The 12,458-nt window shown below is 65.2% G+C and carries 14 protein-coding genes and 1 riboswitch; all 14 genes read right to left on the bottom strand.

What is annotated here, in order from left to right; translation table 11 throughout:
• Window positions 1-2: 2 nt before the first annotated feature.
• Complete coding sequence (locus PRJ_RS21215) at window positions 3-407, bottom strand: MarR family winged helix-turn-helix transcriptional regulator (RefSeq protein ID WP_014592088.1); 405 nt, start codon at window positions 405-407, stop codon at window positions 3-5.
• Window positions 408-469: 62 nt separating this feature from the next.
• Window positions 470-1,585, bottom strand: a complete 1,116-nt coding sequence (locus PRJ_RS21220) for a glycoside hydrolase family 5 protein (protein ID WP_104962404.1) — start codon at window positions 1,583-1,585, stop codon at window positions 470-472.
• Window positions 1,586-1,811: 226 nt separating this feature from the next.
• A complete protein-coding gene (locus PRJ_RS21225; RefSeq protein WP_104962405.1) occupies window positions 1,812-2,534 on the bottom strand; it encodes an adenosylcobinamide-GDP ribazoletransferase in 723 nt (240 codons plus the stop codon).
• A gap of 1 nt (window position 2,535) precedes the next feature.
• Window positions 2,536-3,102 (bottom strand): histidine phosphatase family protein, encoded by a 567-nt coding sequence (locus tag PRJ_RS21230; protein WP_104962406.1) that lies wholly within the window; start codon window positions 3,100-3,102, stop codon window positions 2,536-2,538.
• Complete coding sequence (cobT, locus tag PRJ_RS21235; RefSeq protein ID WP_104962407.1) at window positions 3,099-4,154, bottom strand: nicotinate-nucleotide--dimethylbenzimidazole phosphoribosyltransferase; 1,056 nt, start codon at window positions 4,152-4,154, stop codon at window positions 3,099-3,101. The genes PRJ_RS21230 and cobT overlap by 4 nt, the downstream gene beginning before the upstream one ends.
• Window positions 4,151-4,672 (bottom strand): bifunctional adenosylcobinamide kinase/adenosylcobinamide-phosphate guanylyltransferase, encoded by a 522-nt coding sequence (gene cobU / locus PRJ_RS21240; RefSeq protein WP_003252463.1) that lies wholly within the window; start codon window positions 4,670-4,672, stop codon window positions 4,151-4,153. The genes cobT and cobU overlap by 4 nt, the downstream gene beginning before the upstream one ends.
• A gap of 1 nt (window position 4,673) precedes the next feature.
• On the bottom strand, window positions 4,674-6,128 hold the full coding sequence (locus PRJ_RS21245) for a cobyric acid synthase (RefSeq protein WP_104962408.1): 1,455 nt from the start codon (window positions 6,126-6,128) through the stop codon (window positions 4,674-4,676).
• Window positions 6,125-7,117: a threonine-phosphate decarboxylase CobD gene (cobD, locus tag PRJ_RS21250; RefSeq protein ID WP_104962409.1), complete on the bottom strand. Its 993-nt coding sequence runs from the start codon at window positions 7,115-7,117 to the stop codon at window positions 6,125-6,127. Before cobD ends, PRJ_RS21245 begins: the two co-directional genes overlap by 4 nt.
• Window positions 7,110-8,018, bottom strand: a complete 909-nt coding sequence (gene cbiB, locus PRJ_RS21255) for an adenosylcobinamide-phosphate synthase CbiB (RefSeq protein ID WP_104962410.1) — start codon at window positions 8,016-8,018, stop codon at window positions 7,110-7,112. The genes cobD and cbiB overlap by 8 nt, the downstream gene beginning before the upstream one ends.
• The gene (gene bluB, locus PRJ_RS21260; protein ID WP_104962411.1) at window positions 8,015-8,665 is read right to left on the bottom strand and encodes a 5,6-dimethylbenzimidazole synthase; all 651 of its coding nucleotides are present in this window, start codon (window positions 8,663-8,665) and stop codon (window positions 8,015-8,017) included. The genes cbiB and bluB overlap by 4 nt, the downstream gene beginning before the upstream one ends.
• A complete protein-coding gene (locus PRJ_RS21265; RefSeq protein WP_104962412.1) occupies window positions 8,662-9,957 on the bottom strand; it encodes a cobyrinate a,c-diamide synthase in 1,296 nt (431 codons plus the stop codon). The genes bluB and PRJ_RS21265 overlap by 4 nt, the downstream gene beginning before the upstream one ends.
• Entirely contained in the window at window positions 9,954-10,565 is a 612-nt protein-coding gene (gene cobO, locus PRJ_RS21270; RefSeq protein ID WP_003252448.1) for a cob(I)yrinic acid a,c-diamide adenosyltransferase, read from the bottom strand. The genes PRJ_RS21265 and cobO overlap by 4 nt, the downstream gene beginning before the upstream one ends.
• Before the next feature lie 119 nt (window positions 10,566-10,684).
• Window positions 10,685-10,906, bottom strand: a riboswitch (cobalamin riboswitch).
• Between the two features lie 122 nt (window positions 10,907-11,028).
• A complete protein-coding gene (locus tag PRJ_RS21275) occupies window positions 11,029-11,562 on the bottom strand; it encodes a C40 family peptidase (RefSeq protein ID WP_104962413.1) in 534 nt (177 codons plus the stop codon).
• A gap of 140 nt (window positions 11,563-11,702) precedes the next feature.
• Entirely contained in the window at window positions 11,703-12,341 is a 639-nt protein-coding gene (locus tag PRJ_RS21280; protein WP_104962414.1) for a C40 family peptidase, read from the bottom strand.
• Between the last annotated feature and the right edge of the window lie 117 nt (window positions 12,342-12,458).

A 12,458-nucleotide genomic window follows, 5' to 3' on the forward strand; every position in this document is an offset into this window, starting at 1 on the left:
AATCAGGCCAGTTGTTCCAGCAGTCGCACCAGTTCATCCCGCTGCCCCACCCCGAGCCGTTCAACCAGCTCTTTCTGGGCCTGCTCCCAGGCCGGGTGGGCAACGTGCAGCAGTTGCTTACCCGCCGCGGTCAACAGCACCACGCGGTTACGCTGGTCGTCGCCCTCGCCCAGTGCTACCAGCCCATCCGCCTCCAGCACACGCAGGTTGCGGCCCAGGGTACTGCGCTCGAGCCCCATGGCTTCGGCCAGGGCTGTGATGCTGGGTCGGTCGAGCCGCTGCAGGTGCCGCAGCAGGGAAAACTGGGCGACATTGACCCCGAAGCCGGCAAGGGCTTCGTCGTAATGCCGGCTCACGCCGCGGGCGGCGCGACGCAGGTGGGTACAGATGCATTCACTGGTCAGCATGGATACGTGTATATACCCGCGTACGGAGTGTTGCAAGAAGTTTCACGAAAGATTGAGAAGCGTCAGTCCGGGTTCAAGCGCCTGCGGATCGGCTCGAACTCAACGGTGGCCTTGCGCGCCAAGGGGTCTGGCGCGCCCTGCTCGACCGCCTGCCAGTAGCGCCACGGCACCTTCGCCGTGCCCAGCTCGTAGTCCATGCCATCCCAGTTGTCTTCACGGAAGCTATAGAATGCCCAGTGCAACCGGTTGCGATCCAGCACGACGAGTACATCTTCAAGGTACTGCCGACAACCCGGCAGCCTGCGCATGCAGCCAAACTCGCCCACCACCAGACGAGAAAGCGGTAGCCCCACGACCTCGGCCCATGCCAGTAGCTGGCGCAAGTAGCCTTCAACTCGCCGCCCATCCCACAGCTGTGTCTGCCCGGCAAAAGATACGGGGCCTGGATAGGCGATGGGCTGTTTGCGCGCCATGTTCGGCGCACTGGTTGCGGCATAGGGCTCATACATGTGCACGCTGTACAGCACTCGCGGGTCTTCCAGCGGCGCCGGCCAGTAGCCGAACGCGTCTGCGCCTGCATACCAGCCGGCATCGACCATGATCGGCGTATCAGCGTCTTCTTCGCGGATGGCCGCTATCAGTTGCCGGTACAGCAAGGGCAGATCGCGCGCACCGCCCTGCGCTTGCGCATACCACTGCTGCATCTGCCCGAGTTCGGCATGTTCAGCCAGGCCACCCTGTTTCTCCGGTGCTGGCTCATTGATCAGGTTGTAGGCCGCGATGGCCGGATGACTTTTCAGTTCGCGCGCCATATCTCGCCAGAACGCCGCAGCCTGGGACCAGTAACGTTTGTCTTGCCACAAGCGATCATCGAACTGGCCCTGATTGTTTTGCGACCAGCGCATACCCGGTAGCGAGAGTGGCGCGATGACCACCTTGAGCCCCGCCTGGTGCGCCCGGTCGAGGGTGGCACGCAGCACAGCCAGGTCGGCGTCGGGCAGGCCTTCATAGGTATCGGCGCTGCCGAGGAGGAAATCACGTTTCACCGGTTGCCATTTGTCGTACGACAGCCGCACCCATGTGGCGCCGTACCCCCTCAGGGCATCGAAGTAGGCTTGATCGGGTGGTAGCCGGTTGAAGCTGTTGCCGCCGTGGCGTGGGGTGTCCCAGAACGCCATGAGGTCTGCAGCAGAGGCTGGGAGGGTGGACAGGACCAATAGACTGGCAAAGATCCAGTGACGCACGGGAAGCCTACCTGATTGCTGGAGGGGAGGCTGAGGATACGCCGGCAAGGAAGAGGCAGGCGCTTCCGGACCGTTTCTGGAAGTTACTGCCCCTCCACACCTATGGCCTGCTGCGAAAGCACCGCAAAGCAGCCGCTAAAGCGCCGTCTAGATCAAGCGCTCAAAGCCCCAGCGCCAACCCGAGCACGACGGCCAGCTCCAGCAGCTCCAGCAACGCACCGGCGGTATCACCGGTGGTCCCGCCCAGGCGCCGGCACATCATATGCCGCAACCAGGCAAACACCGCCAGCGCCAGCAGCACGCTCCATCCGCCCAGGAAGAGGCAGAACAGCACACAAACCAGCAATACCCACCCTGCTGCGCGCCGGGGCATATGTTCGGCCAACGCCTGGCCCAACCCGCCAGGTCGCACATAAGGTGTACAAAGGAACAGGCCCAACATCGCCGCCCGCCCGATCAACGGCGCCAGCAGCAATTGCGCCCCGATGCCCTGCCCGACCAGCACCCACAATGCGCAAAACTTCAGCAACAACACCAAGACCAGGGTGACCACGGCAATCGGCCCGCTGCGCGGGTCTTTCATGATCCGCAAGGTGCGCTCACGGTCGCCGAAACCACCGAGCCAGGCGTCGGCACTGTCCGCCAGGCCATCCAGGTGCAAGGCACCACTGAGCAGTACCCACAACGTCAGCAGCAAAGCCGCATGCAGCGGCGACGGCGTACCCTGTAGCAGGTGACTGGCCAACCACAGCAGCAAGCCGAACAGCAGCCCGACCAGCGGGTAGTACAGCAGCGAACGCCCTACCTCACGCGGTGCCGGCATGCCCGGCAGGCTCACCGGCAGGCTGCTGAGAAACTGCAAGGCGATCCAGAACGGCAACATCTCAGGGCGCCTCGACCAGTTGCCCATCGCCACCCGGCACCAGCCGCATCAACGCGCCATGGCCAACCTCGACCTGCAGCAACTGCTCCCTGGGCAAGCCACGGGCACGGGCCAGTAACAGCCGCATCACGCCACCATGGGTCACCAGTAGCACGCGCTTGCCGGCATGCTGAAGGCGCAAACGCTCGACAGCCGCCAGCACCCGTTCGGCAAACGCCTCGACCGGCTCGCCATTGGGCGGTGTGAAGGCGTAAGGGTCGGTCCAGAAACGGCCCAGTGCATCGGCCTGGTGCTGCATGATCTGCGCGGCACTTTGGCCCTCCCAATCACCGAAGTGCAGTTCCTGCAGGGCGGGCTCACGCTGCACTGGCAGGTTCAACTGCGCACTCAGCTCATCGGCGAAACGCCCACAGCGTTGCAGCGGCGAGCTGACCAGCACCTGCCATGGGCCGCCGTCGGCCACGGCGCGGCGCATCTGTGCCCAGCCCTTGTCGGTCAAGGCATCATCAAGGCTGCCACGCAGGCCGCCCTGTTCCGTTTCACCATGGCGCAGCAAGTCGAGGATCATGCCGGGCGGTCCGCCACCGCGGCCTCGGCAAAGGTCGCCATCTGCCCATGCAGCGCACAGGCCAGGCGCAACAGCGGCACCGCCAGGGCAGCGCCACTGCCCTCACCCAGGCGCAAGCCCAAGGCCAGCAAGGGCTCGGCCTGCAGCGCAGCAAGCAAGGTCTTGTGCCCAGGCTCAGCCCCCTGGTGAGCGAACAACAGCCAGGCCCGACACTGCGGGTTGAGGCGCACTGCCACGAGCGCAGCGACACTGCAGATAAAGCCATCCACCAACACCGCGACACCCGCCTGCGCGCAACCGAGGTAGGCACCCGCCAACGCCGCGATCTCGAAACCGCCAACACAAGCCAGTGCCTGTAACGGGTCTTCAGCACGCAAGCCATGCAGGCACAGCGCCCTCTCGATGACTTCAGCCTTGTGCTGCACCCCGGCGTAGTCCAGGCCGGTACCAGGGCCGCTCAGCTCCGACGCCGGACACCCCAGCAGAACACTGGCCAAGGCTGCGGCGGCGGTGGTGTTACCGATGCCCATCTCGCCACCGATGAACAGCTGTGCGCCCTGTTCGGCGGCGCGCTGGGCACTGTCGCGACCAGCCTGCAAGGCCGCTTGCAGCTGGTTTTCGGTCATCGCGGGTTGACGGGCAAAGTTGGCAGTACCGGTGCCCAGGCGCAGATGACGCACGCCGGGCAGCTCCAACTGCGCGTCAATGGTGCCCAGGTCGACCACGTCCAGGCTGGCCTGCAGTTGCCGCGCCAGCACACTGATCGCCGCGCCCCCGCCGACGAAGTTGCGTAGCATCTGCCCGGTCACCGCCTGCGGGTAGGCCGAGATGCCCTCTTCGACCACGCCGTGGTCGCCGGCAAAAATGCTGATGGCTACCTGATCCAGCATTGGTCGTTCAAGCCCCTGCAGGCCAGCCAGCTGAATGGCCAGTTCTTCAAGTTGACCGAGCGAGCCAGCAGGTTTGGTCAGTTGCTGCTGCCGGGCGCGGGCCTGGTCCATGGCGGCGTTGTCGAGGGGTTGGCAGGCGTCACGCCACCAGGCTTGGGTCATAGTGCAGGTCCTTTGAGGATTAGGGGCAGGCCGGCCACGGTCAGCACTACACGCTGACAGCGTTCGGCCACGGCCTGGTGCAGCCAGCCGGCCAGGTCGACATAGCGCCGGGTCAGCTCGCCCATGGGCACGACGCCCAGGCCGGTTTCGTTACTGACCAGGATAAGGGTGCCAGGTAACTGTTCCAGGCATGCCAGCAGGGCATCACGCTCCTCGGCCAGGCGCTGGTCATCTTCCAGCATCAACAAATTGGTCAGCCACAGGGTCAGGCAATCCACCAGCAGGCAGCGCCCCTCGGCCGCTTCGGCGCGCAGTACCGCGGCCAGGGCCAAGGGCTCTTCGATCAACCCCCAGTCATCCGGCCGGCGCTGACGATGCAGCAACACGCGTTCGTTCATTTCGCCATCCAGCGGCTGGCTGGTGGCGATGTAGGTCACCGGCAAGCCGCTGGCGCTGGCCAGTTGTTCGGCCAGGCGGCTTTTGCCAGACCGGGCGCCGCCGAGAATCAGGTTACGCATGTCAGGCTACCCCACACAGTTGGCGCAAATGCGCGGTGTCCAGGTGCTTTTCCACCAGATCGGCCAGGCGCTCGATGTCGTGTTCGCGCAACGCTTCGTAGTCGATAACCTGCACATCCTCCAGCCCGGCCCAGCGCAATAGCGCGGCACACGACTGGCTGCCTTCGAACAGGCCATGCAGGTAGGTGGCGAGGATCTGGCCATCGGCACTGACAGCACCATCATGGCGGCCATCAGCCAGTTGGACCGCGGGTTGCGCCAGCGCAGGCCCCGTCGTAACGCCAGCATGAATTTCATAACCGGTTACCGTTGCCGCTTCAAGGCTCAGCGTGCCGGCCACATTGCGCAGTTGCTTCTCGGCTTCGAGCACCGTGGCATAGTCGAGCAGGCCGAGCCCCTGGCTTGAGCCTGCGGCTCCCTCCAGCCCCAGCGGGTCATGCACTTCCCGCCCCAGCATCTGCAGGCCACCGCAGATACCGATCAGCTTGCCGCCATAGCGCAGGTGCCGCTCGATGGCCTTGTCCCAACCGCGCTCGCGCAGTTGTGCCAGGTCGCCACGCACGCTCTTGGAGCCTGGCAAGATGATGAGGTCGGCAGCCGGAATCGGCTGGCCTGGGCCAATGAACTGCAAGTCCACCTGCGGGTGCAGGCGCAGCGGGTCGAAGTCGGTGTGGTTACTGATGCGCGGCAGCACTGGCACGATCACCTTTAGCACTCGCTCGTGCTTGACGCCTTGGCGCACATCGATGCCATCTTCGGCTTCCAGGTGCAGGTCGGTAACGTAAGGCAGGACGCCCAGTACCGGTTTGCCGGTGCGTTGTTCCAGCCAGTCCAGCCCTGGCTGCAGCAGAGCAATGTCGCCACGGAAGCGGTTGATGACAAAACCTTTGACCCGCGCCTGTTCAGTGGTCGACAGCAATTCCAGCGTGCCCACCAGGTGGGCGAACACACCACCGCGGTTGATGTCGGCCACCAGGATCACCGGGCAGTCCACCGCTTCGGCAAAGCCCATGTTGGCGATATCGCCGGCACGCAGGTTGATCTCTGCCGGCGACCCCGCCCCCTCGACCATGACCACCGGGTACGCGGCACTCAGGCGTTGATGAGACGCCAGCACCGCTTGCATGGCCGTGGTTTTATAGTCGTGGTAGGCCACTGCATTCATGCTGGTGACCGCCCGACCGTGGATGATGACCTGGGCGCCGGTATCGCTGTTGGGCTTGAGCAGCACCGGGTTCATGTCGGTGTGCGGTTGTAGCCGGCAGGCCTGGGCCTGCACCGCCTGGGCCCGGCCGATTTCACCACCATCAGCCGTCACCGCGCTGTTCAGCGCCATGTTCTGTGGTTTGAAGGGCACCACAGCGACGCCCTGGCGCAACAGCCAGCGGCACAACGCGGTCACCAGTGTGCTCTTGCCTGCGTCGGAGGTGGTGCCTTGCACCATGAGGGTCGTCATGCCGTTTCCTTCTGATAAGCCGCCAGGGCCTGGGCCAGGCGCTGTTCGTCCGCCGTGCAGGCAGGCAACCCCAGGCGCACTGCCGCTGGCTGTTCGAACAGCCGTACCAGGATGCCGCGCCGGGCGAGAAATTCATGCAGCCGCGCAGCATGCTCGCTACGCACGTACTGGAACAGGTCGCAGCCACCACTAGGCGCCAGGCCGGCACTGCGCAACACGTGCGCAAGCCGCTCGCTGGCAGCAGCACAGCGTTCGGCCTGCGCGCGCTGGGCAGTCTGATCAGACAGGCTGGCCTGGGCCAGCACCCGGGTCGGGCCGTTGACGGTCCAGGGTCCGAGCAGCTCGGCCAGGCGCAGCAGCAAGCTGTGTTCGGCGGCAACGAAGCCCAGGCGCACGCCGGCCAAGCCGAAGAACTTGCCAAACGAGCGCAGCACGATCAGTCCCGGGCGTTCGGCGCAGTCCACCACGCTGTCCGCCGGGGTGTTGTCCATGAATGCTTCGTCGACCAGCAGCCAGCCACCGCGGGCAGCCAGGCGAGCATGCCAAGCCAGCAGGCGTTCGCGCGACACCCGCTGGCCGGTCGGGTTGTTGGGGTTCACCAGCACCAGCACATCGAGGCCGTCGAGCGCAGCCTCGACTTGCGCTTCATCCAGCGCCAGCAGTTGATGCCCCGCCCGTTGCCAGGCATAGGGGTGTTCGGCATAGCACGGCGTCAGCACGCCTACTCGAGCGGCTGGACGTAGCAGTGGCAAGGCCTGGATCGCGGCCTGGGAGCCGGCTACCGGCAGCAACTGGCGGGCGCCGTAATACAAGCGCGCGGCGTCCTCCAGGCCGTCCTCGGTTTCCGGCAGGCGGGCCCAGGCGTCGACGGGAATCGGCGGGACAGAAAATGGCCAGGGCGCAATGCCGCTGGACAGGTCGAGCCACTGCTCACGGGGGATACCGTATTGCTGCACCGCGCGTAACAGGCGGCCACCATGTTCAAGCATTGATATAGGCCCCCAGGCAGATCACCAGCAGCCACAGCCACACGCCGCGCTGCACCAGCTGCCAGCCGCGCTCGATGGCATCGGCATCGGCCACTGGCCCCTCGCCCAGACGCGGCCGCTCATGCAGTTCGCCGTGGTACACCGCCGGGCCACCAAGCTCCACGCCCAGCGCGCCGGCGCCGGCAGCCATCACCGGCCCGGCGTTGGGGCTGTCCCACAGCGGGCCCTGCTTGCGCCAGCAGGCCAGGGCCAGACGGGTCTTGCCCAACAGAGCATAAGTCAGGGCCACCAGCCTTGCAGGTATGTAGTTGAGCACATCGTCGATGCGCGCCGCGCACCAGCCAAAGCGCTCGAAACGTTCGTTACGGTAGCCCCACATGGCATCCAGCGTGTTGCTCAGGCGGTACAGCACCACACCGGGCGCACCGGCCACCACAAACCAGAACAACGCGGCGAACACTGCGTCGCTGCCGTTCTCCAGCACCGACTCGGTCGCCGCTCGGGCCACCGCGGGCTCGTCCAGTTCGCGCGTTTCTCGGCTGACCAGGTAGCCAACCCGTCGCCGCGCCTCCGCCAGGTCGCCCTGGCGCAAGGCGCTGGCCACCGGCAGCACATGCTCGCCCAGGCTGCGCAGCCCCACGGCGCAGTAAAGCGCCAGCACGTCAACCAGCCAGCCAATATACGGCAGCCACGAAAGGACCAGCGCCACCAGGGTCAGCGGCACCACCGCCAGAAACCACGCGCTCACGCCGTGGCTGCGCCAGCCGCGCCCGCCCGCATTCAGGCGGCGCTCCAGGTTGCCGGCCATATTGCCGAACGCCACCAAGGGGTGACGGCGCTGTGGTTCGCCCAGCAAAGCGTCCAGGGCCACCCCGGCCACGGTCAGCAAGGCCACGCTCATTGACGCTCTCCCCATTGGTTTTCGTAAAGCATTTCACTCAGGGGCCGCTCTTCGGCCCAGCTTTCCTGCACCAACATCGGCACCGGATAGAACTCGGCGACCGGCCCAAGGCACAGTACCGCCACCGGCTTGGCCCCGGCGGGCATGCCCAGCAGCGCGGCCAACGCCTGCGGGTCGAACAGCGACACCCAGCCCATGCCCAGCCCTTCGCCACGCGCGGCCAGCCACAGGTTCTGGATGGCACAGGCCAGCGAGGCCAGGTCCATCTCCGGCAGGGTGCGGCGGCCGAAGATGTGTGGCTCGCGGTTGTCCATCAAGGCCGCCACCAGCAGCTCGGCACAATCGTTTATGCCCTCCACCTTCAACTTCATGAAGGCATCGGATCGCTCGCCCAACGCCTCGGCCGTGCGTACCCGCTCCGCTTCCACCAAGGCCTGGATGCGCCCGCGCAGGTCACGCTGGGTGATGCGGATAAAGCGCCACGGCTGCATTAGCCCGACACTGGGCGCCTGATGTGCGGCGGCCAGCAAGCGGCCAAGCAGTTCGGGCGCCACCTGGCCACCCGCAAAATGGCGCATGTCGCGGCGCTCGCCGATGACCCGGTAAATGGCGGCGCGCTCGGCGTCGCTGTAGGCGTGATCATTCATGGTCGCAACAGCGCCGCCGCCGCATCCGGGCAGGAAGGGAAATAGAAGTGCACGTAAGAGGCCGTCAGCCGGCCCAGACGATAAACCGCCTCGTTGCCACGCCCGCCGTTGGGGCTCAGACCCCGGGCGATCGGTTCCAGCGCAGTACTGGTCAGCGAATGGTGATAGGTGTGACCGCGCAAGGTCCCCTCCGGCAGTTCCACCGCCTGCAGCGCCAGGGCAGCCAGGCGCTTCTGCATGGTCGCCTCACCCGGCAGCAGGCCGAGCAGTTCGGCACGTTCACCGGCCACGTCAGTCAGAGCATCAAGCAGGTACAGCATGCCGCCGCACTCGGCCAGCAATGGCTTGCCCTGCGCGTGGTGGGCGCGGATCGCCTCGCACATCGGGGCGTTGGCGGCCAGCGCATGGTGATGCAGCTCAGGATAACCACCCGGCAGATACAGGCTGTCTACCGCCGGCAGCTCGTGGTCGTGCAGCGGCGAGAAGAACACCAGCTGGGCACCCAGGTTGCGCAACAGGTCGAGGTTAGCGCCATAGATGAAGGCGAACGCCTCGTCCCGCGCCACGCCAATGCGCACACCGGCCAGCGAGGCAACGCTGGCTTGCGGTTCCGGCTCGGCAAAGCTGACTGGCGGTGGCAACGCCGCATCGCAACTGGCGCCCAGCGCTTCGGCGGCAGCGTCCAGGCGGGTGTCCAGGTCATTCAGCTCGCTGGCCTGCACCAGGCCCAGGTGGCGGCTGGGCAGCTCGATGCCGCGCTCGCGGGACAAGCCGCCATACCAGCGCAAGCCCTCGGTCAGGCTGCCTTCGAGCAGTTGCGCATGACGCAGGCTGCCTACCCGATTGGCCAGCACGCCGGCGAACGGCAGATCGGCCTGGTACCGCGCCAGGCCCAGGGCCAGGGCGCCGAAGGTCTGGGCCATGGCTGTGCCGTCGATCACCGCCAGCACCGGCACGCCAAAGTGGCGCGCCAGGTCGGCGCTTGACGGGGTACCGTCGAACAGCCCCATCACCCCTTCGATGAGGATCAGGTCAGCCTCGCCAGCAGCTTCCCACAGCAGACGACGGCTTTCCTCCGCACCGATCATCCACAGGTCCAGCTGATACACCGGCGCGCCACTGGCCCGTTCGAGAATCATCGGGTCAAGAAAGTCGGGCCCGCATTTGAACACCCGCACCTTGCGCCCGAGGTTGCGGTGCAGGCGGGCCAGCGCAGCAGTGACGGTAGTCTTGCCCTGGCCAGAGGCCGGCGCCGCGATCAACACGGCGGGGCAGTGCCGCGATCGACTCACAGTTCGACGCCTTTCTGTGCGCGGATACCGGCCTGGAAGGCGTGCTTGAGCATGCCCATTTCGGTCACGGTGTCGGCCAGTTCGATCATCTCGGGCTTCGCAGCGCGGCCAGTGACAATCACATGCTGCATGGGCGGGCGGGCCTGAATGTCGGACAGTACCTGGTCCAGGTCGAGGTAACCATGTTTGAGGGCGATGTTGAGCTCGTCCAGCACCACGAACTGTACACCTGGGTCCTGCAGCAACTGGCGCGACACCGCCCAGGCGGCTTGCGCAGCAGCGATGTCACGCTGGCGGTCCTGGGTTTCCCAGGTAAAGCCCTCGCCCATCACGTGGTAGCGCACCTGTTCGGGGAAGCGACGGAAGAACAGCTCCTCGCCGGTGCTGTTGCGGCCCTTGATGAACTGCACCACACCGCATTGCATGCCGTGGCCCAAGGCGCGCGCGAGCATGCCGAAGGCCGAACTGCTCTTGCCCTTGCCATTGCCGGTCAGCACCAGCAGCAGGCCGCATTCGTTAGGGGAATTGGCGATGCGTTCGTCGATGACCGCCTTCTTGCGCTGCATGCGCGCCAGGTGGCGTTCGTCGCGTTCGGTGGAATCGCTCATCAGGGTTCTCCGCTGGCTGGCACCACGGCAATGCGCGGCGACAGGTAATAGGCAGGCAAACGGAGAACGCGCAGAGGCCATGGCTGGGCGCCACGGTGCACCGCGCATCACCCTCCGTGATGCCGTTGGCAGTATCAGGCCGGTCTCCGGGCTTGTGAGTGGGCCTTGGCCCTGGCCTGCGCGCCTTCCCGGATGCTGGCATCCAGTGGCCCTGCGCGGCCTTTTACTCATCCACCGTTGCGGGGGCAGCGCCGGAATCGCGCCATGCTGGCGCCCACCGGCTTCCCAGTTTCACCCTGCCCAGTCGGGGCTGGCAGGGCACCTGAAACACGCCGCGAAGGTTAGAGGGTTGCACCGGGAGCGTCAATCGAAGCGGGTGGTCTGGCGGGTGAGCAAAACACCTTGAATCCAGGCAGCCGGTATCGGCCCCAAGCTCGAGGGGGCCGCTAAACAGGCATGGATATCAAGGGTTCTGTGCCAGATGCCCTTGCGGAATCACCCGCTTGGCCTGCAGGTAGGCCTTGGCCCAGTAGCTGTTTGACAGGTAGTCCAGGCGCACGGTGCCACCGGTGGAAGGTGCATGCACGAAGCGCCCGTCCCCGACATAGATGCCGGCATGGCTGACCTGCGAGCCGCCACTGGTGGCGAAGAACACCAAGTCACCAGACTGCAGCGAACTGGCATCCACCGTGGGTGCGCGCATGACGATCATCTCTCGCGTCGAGCGCGGCAGGCTGATGCCAGCAGCATCACGGTACACATACTTGATCAGGCCGCTGCAGTCGAAGCCGGAGTCCGGGGTATTGCCCCCCCAACGATAGGGCGTGCCAACCAGACCAATGGCGCGAATCAGCACGTCATCGGCAATCGGTGAAGGATTGGGCTGGCTATAGGTAACCTGCGGCTGTACCACAGGGGCCGGCGCAGGCGCACGGCTGGAGCATGCAGCCAGCAAGGCTGCCAAGGAGAGAAATGCGAAGCGCGCCATCTTTATCATGGCCAGAACATCCTGTCTGAGACCGCTGCGCTGCAGCCGAAAAGAGTTGAGAAATTAGATTAGACGCTTTCTGTAAATGCGCACGGCGGTGTGCTTTTTTTCAAAGCATCACCGCCGCGGCAGGGTACATCATTTTGATATCAGTTGCGCGCGATGTTGGTCGGCGCCATGGCCAAGGCGCGCTTGGCTTCAATGAAGGTCTTGCTCCAGTAGCGATCACCGAGGCTGTCGATGCGCACACCGCCACTGCGGCGGCTGCTGGAGTGGATGAACTGGTTGTCACCCAGGTAGATCCCGGCATGGCTTACCCGGCCGCGGCCATTGGTACTGAAGAACAGCAAGTCACCTGGCTTGAGCTTGTTGCGGGCCACTTTCGGCGCATCGACGTTGATCATTTCACGCGTGGAGCGCGGCAGCGTCATGCCCGCCTCTTCGCGGAACAGGTAACCGATGAAGCCACTGCAGTCGAAGCCGGACTTTTCCGAGGTACCACCAAAGCGGTAGCGGGTGCCGATCAACGACATGCCGCGCTCGAGAATGCTGTCAGCCAGAACCGGCAATTGGTAAGGCTTGCCGCCGGAGAAAGACGCCAGGTCATCTTCGGTGGCCAGCTCTTCCGGCTCGCCGAATACCGACGAGGAAGAGGCCTTGGCCTTGACAGCCGATTGTGCAGTGATCGGGGTGTGATCCTGGGGCTGAGATACCGGGCCTTGGGCCGCGCAGCCAAAAAGCAGGGTCACGAGTGCGAGTGGCACGAGGGGTGCGAAGCGCTTCAGCATGGGCACGACCGTGTCTGTAATCCTTTAGAAGGGTGAAACTATGCCCTCTATCATGGCCATTTGCAAATTTTATCGAAAAAGATGTGACTTTTTTGTTTTACCGCTCTGGCCCAGGGT

It is taken from the genome of Pseudomonas sp. XWY-1, from assembly GCF_002953115.1.
In the GTDB taxonomy this organism is placed as follows: domain Bacteria; phylum Pseudomonadota; class Gammaproteobacteria; order Pseudomonadales; family Pseudomonadaceae; genus Aquipseudomonas; species Aquipseudomonas alloputida.

Coding starts and splice junctions, on each gene's coding strand:
- cobO (WP_003252448.1), bottom strand. CDS start 10,565: ATGAGCGATTCCACCGAACGCGACGAACGCCACCTGGCGCGCATGCAG.
- cobT (WP_104962407.1), bottom strand. CDS start 4,154: ATGACCCAAGCCTGGTGGCGTGACGCCTGCCAACCCCTCGACAACGCC.
- PRJ_RS21220 (WP_104962404.1), bottom strand. CDS start 1,585: ATGGCGTTCTGGGACACCCCACGCCACGGCGGCAACAGCTTCAACCGG.
- PRJ_RS21280 (WP_104962414.1), bottom strand. CDS start 12,341: ATGCTGAAGCGCTTCGCACCCCTCGTGCCACTCGCACTCGTGACCCTG.
- PRJ_RS21245 (WP_104962408.1), bottom strand. CDS start 6,128: ATGACGACCCTCATGGTGCAAGGCACCACCTCCGACGCAGGCAAGAGC.
- cobU (WP_003252463.1), bottom strand. CDS start 4,672: ATGCGTAACCTGATTCTCGGCGGCGCCCGGTCTGGCAAAAGCCGCCTG.
- PRJ_RS21225 (WP_104962405.1), bottom strand. CDS start 2,534: ATGTTGCCGTTCTGGATCGCCTTGCAGTTTCTCAGCAGCCTGCCGGTG.
- PRJ_RS21275 (WP_104962413.1), bottom strand. CDS start 11,562: ATGATAAAGATGGCGCGCTTCGCATTTCTCTCCTTGGCAGCCTTGCTG.
- cbiB (WP_104962410.1), bottom strand. CDS start 8,018: ATGAGCGTGGCCTTGCTGACCGTGGCCGGGGTGGCCCTGGACGCTTTG.
- bluB (WP_104962411.1), bottom strand. CDS start 8,665: ATGAATGATCACGCCTACAGCGACGCCGAGCGCGCCGCCATTTACCGG.
- PRJ_RS21230 (WP_104962406.1), bottom strand. CDS start 3,102: ATGATCCTCGACTTGCTGCGCCATGGTGAAACGGAACAGGGCGGCCTG.
- PRJ_RS21215 (WP_014592088.1), bottom strand. CDS start 407: ATGCTGACCAGTGAATGCATCTGTACCCACCTGCGTCGCGCCGCCCGC.
- cobD (WP_104962409.1), bottom strand. CDS start 7,117: ATGCTTGAACATGGTGGCCGCCTGTTACGCGCGGTGCAGCAATACGGT.